The organism is Halostagnicola sp. A-GB9-2 (genome assembly GCF_030068615.1).
In the GTDB taxonomy this organism is placed as follows: domain Archaea; phylum Halobacteriota; class Halobacteria; order Halobacteriales; family Natrialbaceae; genus Halostagnicola.
Genome location: NZ_JASJOC010000005.1, coordinates 41,901 through 58,379, shown reverse-complemented (window position 1 = coordinate 58,379; position 16,479 = coordinate 41,901). Strand labels below are relative to the sequence as shown.

General features: G+C 53.3%; 11 protein-coding genes. 3 read left to right on the top strand and 8 right to left on the bottom strand.

Annotation, left to right across the window (positions count from 1 at the left end; genetic code table 11):
* Positions 1–13: 13 nt before the first annotated feature.
* The 4 genes from QNM96_RS13715 to QNM96_RS13700 form a co-directional block, all read right to left on the bottom strand.
* Positions 14–907 carry a hypothetical protein gene (locus QNM96_RS13715; RefSeq protein ID WP_283837023.1) on the bottom strand — a complete coding sequence of 298 codons (894 nt, stop codon included), beginning with the start codon at positions 905–907 and terminating at the stop codon, positions 14–16.
* Positions 908–1,098: 191 nt separating this feature from the next.
* Positions 1,099–1,305 (bottom strand): hypothetical protein, encoded by a 207-nt coding sequence (locus QNM96_RS13710; RefSeq protein ID WP_283837022.1) that lies wholly within the window; start codon positions 1,303–1,305, stop codon positions 1,099–1,101.
* 159 nt (positions 1,306–1,464) lie between these two features.
* A complete protein-coding gene (locus QNM96_RS13705) occupies positions 1,465–2,703 on the bottom strand; it encodes an O-antigen ligase family protein (RefSeq protein ID WP_283837021.1) in 1,239 nt (412 codons plus the stop codon).
* A gap of 1,462 nt (positions 2,704–4,165) precedes the next feature.
* Positions 4,166–5,632 (bottom strand): flippase, encoded by a 1,467-nt coding sequence (locus QNM96_RS13700; RefSeq protein WP_283837018.1) that lies wholly within the window; start codon positions 5,630–5,632, stop codon positions 4,166–4,168.
* A gap of 510 nt (positions 5,633–6,142) precedes the next feature.
* Here QNM96_RS13700 and QNM96_RS13695 point away from each other — a divergent pair.
* Positions 6,143–6,643 carry a hypothetical protein gene (locus tag QNM96_RS13695; RefSeq protein WP_283837016.1) on the top strand — a complete coding sequence of 167 codons (501 nt, stop codon included), beginning with the start codon at positions 6,143–6,145 and terminating at the stop codon, positions 6,641–6,643.
* A complete protein-coding gene (locus QNM96_RS13690) occupies positions 6,643–7,581 on the top strand; it encodes a hypothetical protein (RefSeq protein WP_283837014.1) in 939 nt (312 codons plus the stop codon). Before QNM96_RS13695 ends, QNM96_RS13690 begins: the two co-directional genes overlap by 1 nt.
* A gap of 39 nt (positions 7,582–7,620) precedes the next feature.
* Here QNM96_RS13690 and QNM96_RS13685 read toward each other — a convergent pair whose 3' ends face one another.
* The 4 genes from QNM96_RS13685 to QNM96_RS13670 all read right to left on the bottom strand — a co-directional run bounded on the left by QNM96_RS13685 (position 7,621) and on the right by QNM96_RS13670 (position 13,245).
* Positions 7,621–8,751 carry a glycosyltransferase family 4 protein gene (locus tag QNM96_RS13685; protein ID WP_283837013.1) on the bottom strand — a complete coding sequence of 377 codons (1,131 nt, stop codon included), beginning with the start codon at positions 8,749–8,751 and terminating at the stop codon, positions 7,621–7,623.
* Positions 8,752–8,770: 19 nt separating this feature from the next.
* Positions 8,771–9,934, bottom strand: a complete 1,164-nt coding sequence (locus QNM96_RS13680; protein ID WP_283837012.1) for a glycosyltransferase family 2 protein — start codon at positions 9,932–9,934, stop codon at positions 8,771–8,773.
* A gap of 124 nt (positions 9,935–10,058) precedes the next feature.
* Positions 10,059–11,516, bottom strand: coding sequence for a sugar transferase (locus QNM96_RS13675; RefSeq protein WP_283837010.1), 1,458 nt, complete (start codon positions 11,514–11,516; stop codon positions 10,059–10,061).
* Between the two features lie 433 nt (positions 11,517–11,949).
* Positions 11,950–13,245 (bottom strand): O-antigen ligase family protein, encoded by a 1,296-nt coding sequence (locus QNM96_RS13670; protein WP_283837009.1) that lies wholly within the window; start codon positions 13,243–13,245, stop codon positions 11,950–11,952.
* 856 nt (positions 13,246–14,101) lie between these two features.
* Here QNM96_RS13670 and QNM96_RS13665 point away from each other — a divergent pair.
* Complete coding sequence (locus tag QNM96_RS13665; RefSeq protein ID WP_283837008.1) at positions 14,102–15,034, top strand: NAD-dependent epimerase/dehydratase family protein; 933 nt, start codon at positions 14,102–14,104, stop codon at positions 15,032–15,034.
* Positions 15,035–16,479 lie beyond the last annotated feature (1,445 nt).

Sequence of the window (16,479 nt, the reverse complement as noted above, 5' to 3'; positions counted from 1 at the left end):
AGTAATACGGTAGTCAGATGGGTGACGCATTCTTCACGTCTCTCGCTATCCGCGATGCGGTCTCGCGAACCCCACGATCCTTCAGAGACGCGTACACTCTGCCTCGGAACGTGTAGGGCTTTGTCTCTTCGATGAGAAGACTCCGGATGTAATAGCGATACGAAGGGTGTTTTGTGGTGATCTCGAGGGGCCACTTCCGAAGCGAAAATACACGCATATCGGTATGTTCGTTGAGGCGTTTGGATACTTTTGGGAGCCCGGCAGGGTGTCTCCCGTGTACAATCTTCACCGAGTCGGTCATAAAGCCGACACTGCCGTCGTAATGAACGCGTAGATTGTACTCCGACGGAAGCGTCGCTATCTGTAGATCGCTGTGATACAACGCTTCTCGAAAGGCCGGTTGGTTCAGTCCGGATCCGGTCTCGCGTTTTGCTCTCTCGTAGATATCCGACCAGGTAGAAAAGAAGTCTCTGACATCTGAATTATCGGCAAACAATAGGACGCCGGTATTGTATAGTGGAAACGCATCCGGGACGTTATAGGCCGTGTATCCGCCCGGAACGGAGTCTTTTCGACTCCCAGGATTGTGCGATGCGGCGATATCGAACCGATCGAGTATATCGAACATCCCGGTGATGTCGTCACAGATGTACGTATCCGTATCCAAAAAGAGTGTTCGATCATACGGGGTCATCTCGGGATCGATAACTGAATCACCGAAATCATAATCGGGATCCTCAATCTTTCGTACTCGGTCGAAATACGGGGAGTCGAACGTTCGATCCGAAAAGATAGTGACGTGGAGATCTTCGTTATGCTCTTTCAGACTTTTTGCGGAGAGGCAAGCTTCCTCGATGTAATTCCTGCCGGTTGCGATATACACGATACCCTCTTCTGGCGAACTCATGGTGATTCCTACCTCGGAATGGCATATGATCGTTATGCTTTGGATGCGGTCCAATCAGGTTATGAACAGATACGTTCGGCACGAAGAGAGGGAAGAAACCCAGCGACTGGCCTGATCAATCTTCTGAAAGACCGGTTCCAGATCGTTTCCCTGACCAAATACGGCACACTATCGAACGGGAACCCAATCACTCAGGATAGGGGGGTCTTCCGGGATGAACTCAACGATGGCCGTATCTCCACTGTCCGCGAGACACCAGCGAACAGGTACCCAAACGAGAGCGCCAGTAGAACTGCACCGAGACGCGCGTCGAAAACGTTGACCGCTTCGAAGATCATCAAGACGCCGAAGCCGCTCGAGAGCGCGAGAGCGAAGTCGTTCGTCTTCTCGTCTATCACCGCGAACAGAATCGAACCCCAAACGGTGAACAGCCAGAGCCCTGCTCCAACGATTCCAAATCGGAGAAAGTGGAAATAGGCACCGTGGACTGGTGTCCCCGAGACCTGCTCGAAAATTTAGGGTAGCAGTACACGTTCTAAGAGGATAGCTTGACGAAGTTACTGTAAGATAGACGCAGATCTTCGCCCTTCAGTCAGGGGAGATCTAAACGAGTACGCCATAACTCCGAGAATAGCGAATAGATAGCGATTCTCGTTCAAGTCGCCGGATATCATTGCATTGCCCAGCATGTAAATGAGCAAAACGACAAGCACAATCTGTGTTGGATGGTTATATGTAACCCATTCTTGGATAGTATGGGCAACCGCATACAGGACAAGCGCTACAAAGATAACGAATCCAATCGTACCAAGCTCGAAGATTACCTCGAGTAGGATATTGTGAGGATAGTATTGGTCATCAGCGTAATAGTACACATGTACCGGCCACGAACCCAATCCTTCGCCGAAAAACCACATATCCCTTCCAAATGCCTCGATCGTTGCAGTCCAGTAATCAAACCGTGTCCCGAGCGAACTCCCTGGCCCTTCAACAAGTTGAAGAATTCGTCTCATGCCACGTAATTCTTGTGCGATTGTTGTCAACGCGGCACCAATTAAGGACACGGCAATCGCATACCCAACTAAGGCAGGTCGATTATTCGGAAGTGAACCAGTTACAACACCGGTGACGACGAGCAAAACGACTGCGCCAAATACCAGTACCATTGGTCCGCGAGCGCCACTTACAAGGAGTGCGTAACCTGTCACAACCGACACAAAGAGGGATGCTACGGAAATCGATGGATTTTCTCGAGAAAAGATGAGATAACTCACTGTCAGAATAAGACCCAACCCAATAACGCGACCTGTTATAAGGTAGTTTGTCCCGAAAGGATAGAGTTCGACGTTTCCGGTGACCATTCTATACTGATTGAGTGTTTCGAGTGCGGTGACTGTTGAGAGTCCTGTCGTGGAGAAGGCTACATATATGAGGCGACGATATGATGTCGCGATCACTATTGAGCCGATTCCAAAAGCAAGTCCGGTTACTGCGATCAATCGGAAAGATTTGGACCAATAGTATTCGGAACTTGAAGTCCAGAACCCAGTAAAAACGGCATACGTAGCGAACACGCTAAACAGCAACGTTATAACAACGGCAGAGAATGTAACTTTAAACTGATTGACTACAGCGATCATAACCGTGAACGCGACAGTTATGATTCCCAAGAGAAGGGTAAGATCGACAGGTACCCACTCGAGAAATCCAGCACTCTTGTAGACGCCAGAAAACACAAATGCAACATAAGAGACAGCAAACGTACTATCGAGACTTCTATTTAGGCTATCCGTCATTCCACACCACGATAATCCAGATAGGCAGATGTCCTACCTATTGAAATAATAACACCAATGGCTGGCTCATTGGATTGGCTAGCCACTCGAACAACACCCCCTCATACTGTCAGATTTATCCGATGTTTCCACCATATTGGTTTTTGACTTGTGTTCAAGAGCGTGGGGTAGTTTGGAATCTGCGACGACAAGACTGCGAACGGAGCGTCGCCCCTTGAAGTCCCTTCCCAATTTCCGACTCCAACGTGAATTCGCTACTGCTCTTTCCCTGTTCGTTCATGAGGTCAGTCTACATTGCACCCGCTTTACTTTCTGTCGATATCAATTTTGGTCTTCAATATATCTATACAGTTTGTAAATTATAATACACCATTCAATTTCGAAACGATGAGCGTCTATCGTTGCCATAATGGGGAGCTAATTCAAGCAGCCACTGGAAAGCTAATTTTCGAACAGAGTCCATCGAGTGTTATAAAATATCCTGGAGATCAGGATGTGACACTATCGAATCAGCTACCTCCGTCGGATTCTCTCGGACGAAATTACGCTTTCGCTGCCAGTTTCGATGCCGGGCGAGTACCAACACCGGAATTCGATCAAGGTTGAGAATCTTCGCGATCGAAAGCCGATGCAAACCGCGATGACGCCACAGCAACTCTCCATTGCGTCCGATATTTAGTCCGATCTCGTTGAGAATTGGATGGCACTCTTCGTTGTTTAACGAGTTCGTATTCGCCGAATCACGCTCGAGTAATTCACACTGAGTAAGATAACCTTCCGACGAAATCGCCTCAAATAGCGCGTCGATCGCTTCTAAACGTGACGAGCGTTCCCGTTCGGAGTCACAGACGCGATCCCACAACCGTTCGTCTGACTCTTCGACAAGCATCTCGTAGAGCTCCGTGTTCTCCCAGGGCTCTTCATGTCGAAACCGCTCGACCAGTGATCGATAGAGGGAAACATCAGAGATGGGTTCACGTCGCCGGTCCCAGTCGCCGTCAGCAACCGTCCCAAAGACGCGTGGCGTGGTATCCCAGTTGACGTGGTACTCGACATTGCTCGGATCAACGTACAACAATTTGTACGGGTCCGCGTCAACGTAGCGTTCGGGTTGAATAACCCGCTGAGTTCGATGAATACCAGTAAGAAGACGTTTCTGAACGGGCCACGGGATACTGAGACCCCCTGTTTTGAGTTTCTTCTCGAGTGCGCTATAGAGCGCTCGTTGTTCCGAAACCCGACTACGTGAAAGTTGAGAGCGAATCATGGCTCGGTGTTGAAACTAATACTGTCGGCTGTACCTCTGTGAAGATTCTCGCACCCCCGGGGGGACGAGAATCGAGAACGCCTGACAGCCGACAGTATGAGAGGTCGCGTTTGATTGGGCTCGGGACGCGGTACAACAGCTATCTTCCTACTCGAGCGTATCAGGGGCGGGGAGGGAAGGAATCGGATCACAAGTTTAGACCCCCATATGTGCTCTGATTTCCTGGGGTTCGACTACGCCGGTTGCGATGCTGAGAGTAGCCCAAATAGCGATTCCGGTTCCGATGACGGCTATCAGCGAGAGATATCCAGTAATATACGCCGAAAGTGCGAACACGATAGCCCCCATTACCGATGCGATCAGGAGCGCTTTGATCGTATTTGCCGCTATCTTCGCCCAATCGAGTGGCAGTTCACAATGCATCAAATAGACGTTTCCGGTCACGTAGAACCCGTACGTTAGCACTGTGGCCAGGGCAGCACCGGTTATGCCGATCGTCGGGATAAGGATAATGTTGAGGACAACGTTTCCGACTGCAATCGTCCCCTTCAGGATCGCACGAAACTTTGCCTTCCCGAGATAATCCAACCCGCTACCGGTCACGTAACTGATTGCCTGAATAAGAACGTAGATCGAGAACATCTGAACGACCGGAATCGCGCCGTGATACTCTTGACCAAATATCAGCGTAACAGCCGGGTCCGCGACGAGAAACAGGCCAATCGCCGCCGGTGCGTAAAGAAGCACCATACTGTGTAACGCGTCTTGATAGAGCGTCGCCGCTCGACTGTAATTCCCTTTCGAAACCTGCTCCGAGTATCGGGGAGATATCGAAAACCCAAGAGAGTTTGCCGGTTTGACGACGAAGTCGATTATCTGCTTGCTGACCGTGTAGTATCCGACCGCAACCGGATTGAGAAAGAATCCGATCAGGATCACGTCGACTCGTTTTATCAGAACCGTTCCGCTCGAGGTCAGCGTGATCGGAAGACTGTATTCGAACAGTTTGCGGCGCAACCCGGGTTCAACCTTCGCAGAGCTCTCGTAGGCTTTGACCGTTCGGTAAAGCAATACCGCACCGAACAGCGACGTGACGACCAAACCGACCACGTACCCGACCAGCGCGCCGACCGCATCGAATCCGATCACCACCAGTAAAACGACAAACACAAACTTGAACGACGTGTTCACGACGTGAAGAGTCGCACTCTTTTTGATACTCTTGAATCCCTGGAAAATCCGACGACAGTACTCGACGAAACTGTAGAAGATAATGTACAGGATTCCAACAAGCAAAAGTGGTTGTAAATCAGGTTCACCGAGCCAGTGAGAAATCTGTTCTTGAAACACCGTAAACGAGAAACCGACCACCAACAACGCCACTGCACAGTATAGCAACGACGCCCGTATGATATACGGGATTTGCCCGGGGTCGTTCTCCTCGTAATCCGTGATATATCTCGCCGCCGACCGCGAGAAACCAAAGCTCGTAATCAGTATAATAACCGAGAAGATAGAGATTGACAAATACAACAACCCGTATTGTTCCGCTGTGAGCAATCGAGCGAGAATAACCAGTAAAAGCCCGCTGAATATAACACCGAATAATTGGGCCACTAGTTCGGCTGAAAATCCGGATACGACTTTTTTCCGAAGACTCATAGATACGACGTAGACGCGATTCGGTAGACCGACACTGTGCATAGAGCTAGTTCGTCTTAACATGATAAACATGCTGATCGAAGACGATAAGAGCGACCGTTCCCTCCCTTGCACCACAGTGTGCGATCATAGCGAGATTCTACAACCGGAGGAATTCTCGTTTGTTTTGAAAAACCGTCACACGGAGATAGTGTCTCACACCCGCTTCAACCGTCCAAGTAGACGGTTAGGAAAGGGATAGACGACTACCCAGAGGACAACGGTGGTATCGGAACCAAACCCATTAAGATCGACAATCACGTCGAATAGCGAGTGGGTTATTGATATGAATATTCGACTTCATCGAGACGGGGGAACCCGTACCCCGGGACCGTCCACGCTCGAGGCCACGCCTTTCAAAACGAGGAGTACCTCGAGACGGCTGATCTCGAAGCGCGACTCCGAAGTATCCCGTCGGAAGATGCGTTCCACGAGTTCGTCTCCTCGCTCAGTGGCTTCTTTTCGCTGATCGTGGATCTGGGAGAGAAACTCTGTGCGGCGGTCGATCACTGTGGGAGCCACCCGCTTTTCTACACGACGGACCCGGTCTGTATCGGCGATACGTCTCGAGCGGTCGTCGGCGATGTCGACTCAGCGGAGTACAGCCCCGTTTCGGAACGGGAGTTTCTGACCGCGAGTTACGTAACCGGATCCGATACGCTTCATACCGAGCTGAAACAGCTCGAGGCGGGGACGAGTATTACCCTCTCGAGTTCGGGAGCAACAGTTCACTCGTATTCGGACTATTATCCGGTGCCACAGGAGTACACCAAGCGGGACGCGATAGCGGAATTAGACAGCGTGATGGACGGGATATCCCAACGCGTTATCGCCGCTGCCGATGGGCGACAAATATGCGTTTCGCTCAGCGGCGGTCACGATTCCAGGGTGATGCTCTGTTCGCTCCTCAAGCAGGGTACGATAACATCATCGCGTTCACCTTCGGAAAACCGGATGGCGTCGACCCAGTGATGGCACAGGAAATCGCGACAAAACTCGATATCAACTGTGTGTTCGTCGAATACACCCCCCGAATGTGGAACGCACTGTACGACTCGGACGTCTGGGAGGACTATTACGATCGTGCGTTCAACCTCGATTCCATTCCAGGCATTCAGGTACTTCCCGCCTTGGTAGAACTCGAAACCGACTCCCGAATCGACGACGACGCGTTCATCGTTTCGGGACAGACAATTGGAGGCGTCGGGAGTCACCTTCCCCCGTCTCCGTCATCTCGAGCCCAGCTCATTGAGTACATCTTCGACGAGCATTATTCGGTCTGGCCGTCCAGCGAAACGCTCGAATCAGTTCTCAAGGAGCGGATCTCCGACAGGCTACCGAACCGAAGTACGGATTGGCTGGCGGAGTACGCCCACTGGGAGCAACGAGAGCGCCAATCGAAATACCTGTATCAAGATTGGATCGCGTACGATTACTTCGGGTACGACTACTGGTATCCGATGGCCGATCGACAGCTGATGGAACTCTTCGAAACCCTTCCCGAAGACTGTCGGCGCGACAAGTCGCTGATCGAAGCGTACAGCGCGGCGCTGTACAGTTCACTCGCCGATATCGATCCGAAGGAGGCAGGCAAATCGGAGTCAGAAACGGCAATATCAATGCGAGTAAAAGAGCGAGTAAAGAACTCGTCGCTTCGACCCTACGCGCAGGTCCTCTACCGAAAATATCTCCAGAATCCCGATCGAGGGGACACCGGGCCGCTTGCGATCTATGCTCTCCTCGCTGACGGACAATACAGTACGCACACGACCGGAAACGAGACGAACCACTCCTTCCGAGCCGCCGAGGCCGTCGATAGACTCGATTTTAGTGACCCCGATTCGCATCGAATGCCGGCGGACTCGGTTATTCGTGCGCCGTTCGAGGAACCGTCACGGCCCAGTTCGTAGCGTACGAGTCGACCACATTCGCTTCGTAAATTCGAAAGCTTACGAGTCGAGCAAGTACTGATACGCATCTAACAGTCGATCCTCTTCGACTTCCCAACTGAATTCTGACGTGACTTTCTCTCGCGCGGCATCGCCCATTCGTTGCCGTCGTTGATCATCCTCGAGAAGTCTGGATATCTCACTAACGCTTTCCTCGAGTCGGTCTTCGGACACTGTCAGACAGTACTCGTCGTCGAAAAATCGCTCGAGCGACGGTACCTCGGTCGAGACGACCGGCAACTCACAGTACATATACTCGAAGAACTTCGTCGGGACGTTCCGTTCGAAACGTTCCTCATCGACAAGGAGGAGTCCGAGGTCGGCGAGCGAGAGGTACGAGAAGATGTCGTCGTAATCGACGTAGCCGAAGAGACGGACATGTTCGGTGATTCCCTCTCGGTCCATGAACGACCGTACTTCGCGTTCGATCTCGTCGTCCTGGAACGGTCCGATCAGCCACAATCCGACATCCAGACCGGCCTCTCGCAATCGCGCCGTCGTTCGCAACATGTTCAACAATCCGCGCTCGCGATCCAGTCCGCCGACGTACGTCAGAACGTACTCGGTCGAACGCTCGACATCGACATCGCGAATTTCGATGTCCTCCGTTCGAGGAAAGTTACGAACCGTGGTGACCGGGACGGTACTTTTCGCCTCGAGCTTTCGAGCAGTCGATTCGTCCGCCGTCACGACCATATCCAGGAGCCGGACGGCGTTCGACTGGAGCTTCGGAAAGAGCGTTGTGAGAGCCGGTTTGATTGTCTCCGGAATCCACTCTCGAACGCGAATAGCGTCCGTGTAGTCTTCGTGGACATCGTAGACGACTTCGGCGTCCGTAGTTCGTGAGAGGAGCATGCCGATCGGGAGGAGTTCGGGATCGTGAAAATGATAAACATCAGCGTCCGCGCATTTCGCTCGCCGATAGAGGGTCGGTAGGTTACGCCACCGCTCGCGGCGCGAGTCGACGTCGCCGACCGATCGAACGCGAATCCCGTTCCGGGTCGTCGATTCCTCGTGATGAACGAGGAGCGTCGTTCGATACCCCTCTGCGGAGAGCGACCGCAGTTGCTTGTGAAAGATACGAGGGTCGAACGGGTAGTGGACCGACGATAGGTGAACAACGTGTGTCATGTGTGCAAGTGAGCGACCATTAGTTCGTTTTCCGAGTGGCGGTATCCCAAGTTACGATATTCTGTCCGACGACGAAGTTCCAGAGGCCGATCAACATCCCGTAATTCGACGTGAGGAAATAGTACGGAACGTAGGTGACGATCGGATTCAACAGACCCATTCGATCGTGAACTGCCCCGATCGCTGCGAGCGAGTAAAACAGGATCTGTGCCCCCAGGAGAACGACGTAGACGGGACTCGGCGAAACGAGGACGAGCCCCAGGTTAGCGATGATGGTTCCCGCGAGGAGAATCGGAGAGAGCCACCGAAGAATCTTGTGGGAAAACAGCTGAAGTGAAAACAGCGGATACGAAACCGGATTGAGCAGGTGGCTAAATTTTGCGATAGTATGCCACGACCGGGTCGCGATCCGACTGCGACGGCTGAGTTCTTCTTCTACCTGTTCGGCCGTACTCTCCCAAGCCGTCGCATCTTTCGCGTACACGGCTTTTTCCCCGTTGCTAACGATAGCTAACGGCTCAGCGAAGTCGCTAATTGTATCCCTCGAGAGTGGGACATATGAGCTGTTTCGAACGGCGTAAATTGCACCGTTTCCGGCGACGGTCGAGTGAAACGTCGACTCGAGTTGTTTGATCGCGGATTCGTACTTCCAGTAAAGCGATTCCCCCTCGACATCGCTCGAATCTCGGTACTTGAGTTCGCCGACGACGCATCCGACCTCCGAATCGAAGCCTCGAACCAGTTCCATAATCGCGTCGGGTTCGTACATACTGTTCGCATCCGAAAAGGCGATAATCTCTTCGTCCAGCCGTTCAGCCACTCTGTTCTGACATTCGGTTTTTCCAACGCGCCCCTCGATTCGGATCAATTTTACCCCCTCGCTTTCGTATGAGCGGACGATTTCGTCCGTTCGGTCGGACGACGCATCCGAGAAGACGACGATAGAGAATCGATCGTCTGGATAGGCAAGATCGAGACTGTTTTCGATTTTCTCGGCAATCACCTCTTCTTCGTTGTACGCGGCGATAACGAGCGCAACTGACGGAAGTTCGTCCGGCTCGGAGCGATCGGTATCCGATGTGAGAGAAACCCAGACGAATAGGAACGCGGGGTAGAGGAAGTACGTCCACACCAAAAGCGCCACCGAGGCGACGAGCGCTACTAATAGTGTGCTCTCAATCATCGTTCACTCGTTGTTCTCGTTGCTTCCGAATCGATTTCCGTGTCCTGGAGAGGGCCCCTGGACAATGTTTCGTTTGTCATATATTCAATCAACTACATCGGTAGATCCGTTGCTAGCGGCGGCGTCATTTCGGACTCGAGTCCTCGTCGAGACCGTCACCCATCCGATTCGATAGCAGTCCGATCACATCCTCGAGGACGGACGTTACTTGCAGGGTGACGAGTTTGACGTCGAGCCGAACCGATTGGTGCCGGGCGTACTCGAGATCATACTCGAGCTTTTGTTCGGGTTGAAAGCCGGTAACATCGTTGACCTGCGCGATGCCGGTCAGGCCTGGCTTTACGAACCACCGTTTGGACCAATCGATGCCGTCAGCCGCTATCTCACGGTCGATTTCCGGCCGTTCCGGTCGTGGGCCGACGACGCTCATATCGCCGCGAAGGATCGAGAACAGCTGCGGAATCTCATCCATGTGGGTCTTCCGGAGGATTCGCCCCACCCGTGTCACCCGCGGATCGACGCCGCCAGCGTCCTCCTCGCTCAACTGAGCCCCGTCAGTCTCGGCGTTCGTAACCATACTTCGGAACTTCGCGAGCGTAAACGTTTCTCCCAATTCAGCGGACCTGGTCTGATTGTACAACACCGGCCCGGGTGAGTCCACCTTGATTGCGACTGCGATAAGCAAGATCAACGGCGCCAACACGATCACTCCGACCATCGCGAACGCCAGATCGAAGGCCCGTTTGGCCGCCCGACTGTACCACGGCCAGGGGTCGAGGTCGGCCCGAACCAGTTCGGCACCGACTTCCTCCCCGTCGAGAACCTGATCCGCGAGCGACTCGTGAACGAGCGCGTCGACGCCCTGATCACGGCAGGTACGCAACACGCCAAAACACTCCTCGCGGTCGGCGTGAGAGAACGCGAGTGTGACGGTATCGATATCGCGCTGTTTGAGCACGTGCTCGAGCCTCGAAAGCCCGCTCAGTCGATCAACGCCGGAAATCGAGTCGATTCGATTGGCGGCCGACAGTCCGCCGTCGGTTGCAACGACGGTTTCCGGGGCATTCTCGATCGACGGCTTCGAATGCGTTATCTCGATAGCCCGGTCTGTCTGTAGCGGGGAAAGAAACCCGATCGGCGCGACCGGAAGCGACCGAATCACCGACTCGATCAAGGAGGGGTCGTCGCCAACGACCAGCACTCGTTGCGGACTCGAGCGGCGTTGGCGCACTCCATACCAAAATGGCAAGGTCAGTAAAAGAAAGACGCCGACCACAATCGTCGTCGGTAGCGCAGGTGCTGCGGTGATCCCGACAGATCCCAGGCTTGCGAGAACGAGACAGGCGACGACGATCTGCTGTCCGGTTCGTCTGATCATCGTCCTCATCGATCGCGGCCGCGGAACGTACAACGGTGCAAGCGCTACACCGACGACGCTACCGATAAGCACGACCGCAGTCGCCTGATCGGTTATGAGCGTCATCGGCGTCCCAGTTAGGTAGCTTCCAACGAGCCCGGCCACGAGTGCGAGCAGTACCGTTCCACCAGCGGTTACTCCACCGTGCTTCCAACGAGATACCATTCAACAAATTTAATTTGTGTTTGATTATATTAAAGCTTGTGAGATACTCCAGTTCAATTGTAAAGTGGACAAATATCTACTCACAAACCCCTCATCGAAGGGGGTGAAAATCGTTTTTTGCCGTCCTTAATAGACGATTTAGAGCTGTCGTTTGCACTAGCTTCTAGGCCGAAGGAGATTCGACGCAAACGCCGTATTCTCGGGTCTGAGGTCCGTTGATCCGGATCAACTGAAGAGCGCCGTCGGATTTTATCGCGAGCAGGAAGTTGTCTGGAACGGTGGACGATTTCAGTAGTGCAACAGAGGCCTGAACCGTTCCCCTGTGTCCACCGCCGGCAAGGTGTCGATCCGAAGCCAGATGGACGCATCCATAGCAGTCTCGCGCCCCGAACCGATCCCTGAAAACGCGGTGTCCCGAAGGCGGGCCAGCGGGTCAATTCGATCGCACCCCCTGAAGGAGATATCCGATCGTCATGGTGGCGATCACTGCACCGAGTGACCACCGAAATAGCGTGTACGATTCGAACATCTGGTGGACGGCCCAGCCGATCGCAAGCGCGAGCATCGCGACGTTGACGTCGCGGAAGTTGATAAGTCCGGCAACGATGCTCCCGGCGACGATACCGAAATACGCGAGCCCTCCGACGATTCCAGTCTGGACGAGTATCGAGAGATACGAGTTGTGCGGCGACGTCGAGAGATCGCCTGCAAGGTACGGTTCGATAGCGTTATTCGGTGAGAGGTTCCCGTGCCCGAAAAGCAGGGGACCATCGCGAAACGCGGCCAAACTCCCGCGCCAGAGTTCGAATCGATTCGTTGCAGAGATATCGATAACGTTGGTGTACATCCCGACGAGCAATCCACACACCCCAAGGGAGCCCGCAATAACCGTTATCGGAACGGTAATTCGGCCACCAACGGCGTACACCGCGTAGATCGCCGCGGCGACCGCTGCGCCGAGCATCGCCGCTCGAGCGTTCGACAGGAACAGCCCAAGACCGCAAATCCCCGTAAGAACGAGGGTGGTGAGCGCTCCGAGTGGGCGACGAGCGACTACGGAGCGATGGAACTCGACGAAGGCAGCGATAAATCCGGCGAACGAAAGCAAACCGAAGGAGTTCGGGTTCGGGAAGATCGAGCGGAGCGTCGAGGCGTCGGTGTCGATTCCCGGAACCGACGGAGAGTCCGGCCACTGTTGAATCTCGAAGATCCACACCGTGTAGTCGCCGACGACGTAGGTAACCAGCCCAAGCAGTACGACGACCGCCGCCAGACGAGAAAGAAACCAGAGAAAAATTCGTTCGGGAACGAGGTTCGGGATCACGAATAGGCTACTCCCCATCACAATCATCGACCACAGCGGCCATCGGGCCTGCGCACTCGTCGGGTGAAACGCGAGGGTACGCATGACGTAGATACCGGCGAGCACCACGAAACAGCCGAAGACGGCCCATTCGGCGATCGAAAACTGTCTTGGATCACTGACGATAAGCATGAAGGCAACAATAAGCAAAAACGCCCCGATGACAGCAGGCGTTCGGTATCGGCCGAAACCGAAACCCGTCGAAGTGGCCTGGTAGATAACGGCCAAGATGACGAGGGTGAAACCGAGAGCCGTAAGAATTCCCGATTGGATCGTCTCGGGGTCCTGGTAGGATTCTACGGCGTAGCGACAGCCGAGGATACCACCGAGGAAGACACAAGACGCCCCAAGGTACCACGCTGGCACCGAGCTAGTCGCGTGCGCAAGAATAACCAAAACTAGGTGGACCCCGAACAATCCGTAAATAACTCCGTTCATGATCCGATCGATGCTCCAATCGGAAGCAAGGAGCACCGTCGGTTTTCGTTCGGTTGTACTCACAGGTCTACTTACCAGAGGTGTCAATAAATATCTAACCCAATAGTGACGCGCGTGAATACAGTGAACGACGCGAGTAGCAAGCGATGTCGGTCGTCGGATTTTACCGGTCCGCCGATGAACGGTTGCAGCCGATTTCGACGAACAAGGGGTTCTACCACCCGTTCCCGAGACCGTCGAAATTGAAGCTGAACGAGTTCTTAATGCAGTTGTGCTAATTACAACGGTACTTCCGTAAACATCGAACGGGCGTTTGAGTTGTAGCCACAGCAACGTTTCCGCCAACAGTGGCGAAGTGTGATTTCCGACGGTCACTCTCTCGACGGGTTTTCCGCCGCAAAACGCTCATTGTTGAACACGCGCCCCATCGACAAACCTCAACTGTCCGTTAGTACTTATATAATGGCGAAGTCGACCTCGTACTGACTGCTGTCAGTCGTTTCCAGTGCAACCGCGACCGTTCTGCGACAGTACCGGTAAATCGTTACAAGGGCCGTAGCAATCACAGAGAGGTGGGATCCCCAAACCGACGTCAGCAGCTGGAACTGTGGAACAATCGGAACGACGTCAGCAGCCGAAACTGTGAGACAATCGGAGCCGTCGTGCGTACGTGTTCTCTCGACCGTCCGGTCAAGACGATTCGGCGTTCCTCGGACCGTCCAGCACAAACCGAAATCCAACGCGAACCAGAAAACTCACGTACGGTGCTTTGATACTGATGTGTATGCAACCCGAAGCGGTTACTGACAAGACGATTCTCATCACGGGCGGAGCTGGATTTATCGGAAGTCATCTCGCGAGTACGCTCGTTTCGGACAACGACGTTCGGGTGCTCGACAACCTATCGACGGGCCACCGATCGAACGTACCCGACGGCGCAACGTTTTTCGAGGGGACCCTTCTCGACGAAGACACGCTTGCCATTGCATCCGACGGCGTCGACCTGATATTTCACGAAGCCGCCCTCGTGAGCGTCCAACGCTCGGTCGAGGATCCGTTGACGAGCCACGAGATCAACACCAGGGGAACGCTGAATCTGCTCGAGGCCGCTCGAAAAGCGGACGCGAGGGTCGTACTCGCCTCGAGTGCCGCGATCTACGGCCAGCCGGAGCATGTCCCCATCTCGGAGGGCGACCCCAAATCGCCGACCTCCCCGTACGGACTCGATAAACTAACGATCGATCACTACGCTCGTCAGTACCACGATTTGTACGGCCTCGAAACCGTTGCACTACGGTATTTCAACGCCTACGGACCGGGCCAGACGGCCGGCGACTACAGCGGCGTAATCAGCATTTTCTGCGACCAGGCCGAACGGAACGAACCGGTCACGGTCCATGGCGACGGCAAACAGACGCGCGACTTCGTCTATATCGACGATCTGGTTCAGGCGAATCTGCGCGCGGCCACGACGGACGCTGTCGGAACGGCCTACAATATCGGTACCGGGACCAGCGTCACCGTTCGAGAACTCGCTGAGGTGATCATTGAGGTAACCGACTCACACTCCGAGGTCACCCACACTGATGGCCGAAACGGTGATATTCGTCACAGCGAAGCAGATATTACCGCGGCTCGAACCGATCTCGAATACGAGCCGAGCGTCTCGCTTCGCGAGGGCCTAAAGCGAACTGCCGAGTGGATTCGAAAGGAGTAGCAGTCGGGCGACGATACGCCCTCCGAACGCGTTATCAGCACGACGATCGTTAACGCACGGCCGCGATTATTGCATTACTCGGTCAACTTCGAGCCGGCACCATTGAGCATGTCGGTCTGATTTTGGCAGTTCGAACACCCCTGTAACGACCCGTCGTTTGCCGAAAAGACGCGCCGATATCGATCTGTTACGTGTGCACCACAGTTGTCACAGTAAGCCATGTTCAGTAATTTTTACTAGTGAACTCCATTCATATACAGTTGTCGGTATCTGAATTGCGGGTAGCTGTGAGTCACCCTGGTCGCAACCTCGTGATGAGTATAAATCGAGGAACCAGCCATTCGGGACGAACGACCGGAAACGATCTCACCGCCACATCGCTACCAGTTTCGATGCTCCTACCCACAAAGATAGTTACAAGAACGATAAGTCAGTGTTTAAGACGGTGCTAAACTCCTATACAAGCGTTTCCTGCCCGGTAATGGCTCTACGCACATTATGGGAATGAGGCAACTGAACGTTTCAATAAGAGGCAATTTTTTATATATACATTATCGAACGGAGGACGTGATACCGACTCGTAGACAGATTACACACGTATGGATGTAACAAGATTAGTTACACCTGTGACAATGAAAACTGATAACGGAGTTCAAACGCTCGGGTCAGCGGAAATCCATCACAACGTCGGGATCTCACAGATGAGGAATACAGCACAGGAAGAGCGGGTACGTACTCAATTCAAACGGTTTGCAAAGGAGTCATCAATGGGTTCGAAAGCTAGTACCACCAACCGATAACGATGTCCCCAGGCCGGTAACCCGTAAAATATATTTCCCATTCAACATGCAGTGAATGAGAGATCGGGTAACAACTCATCGAGAGATGGAATTACTCGAGACCAGGAAGTAAAAAACCTTACTGAGCGGCCACAGGGTATTCAAAGGACGATTTGGCAGAGCTGAGCTGGTCGACAACTCGAGTTTGATCAACAACACGAGTACGAGGGGGAATGAGTCCGTTCAACTGTCAATACGAGCAATATTGACTAGTTAGCGTTGGCAGACAGTACTGGATAAGACAATATCGATAGCTCGTATGATGAAAAGCAACGGCCTCTGCTAATTTAGGTATAAATCGTGTGATCGGAGAACTTAGACACTGTAACAGTCCAAACCGATAGAAATAGTAAACAGCGAATGATCAATCGAACAGACGAACGTGATCCAAATCGAGTTTGGGAAAACATATTTGATGGGCAATTTCCGGATCAGTCTTTGTGTTGCTCGGCGATGACCTGAGCCGATACTCACTCCCAAAGGCCGAGCGCTGTTCAGTGAACACGGATCGGGAAGACGAACGGAACTGATCGCCGCGAAACCGAATCCGATACCGAGCAGAATTATCGAATCGAACTCGTCCGTCAACTATCGAAAGTCGTTCAT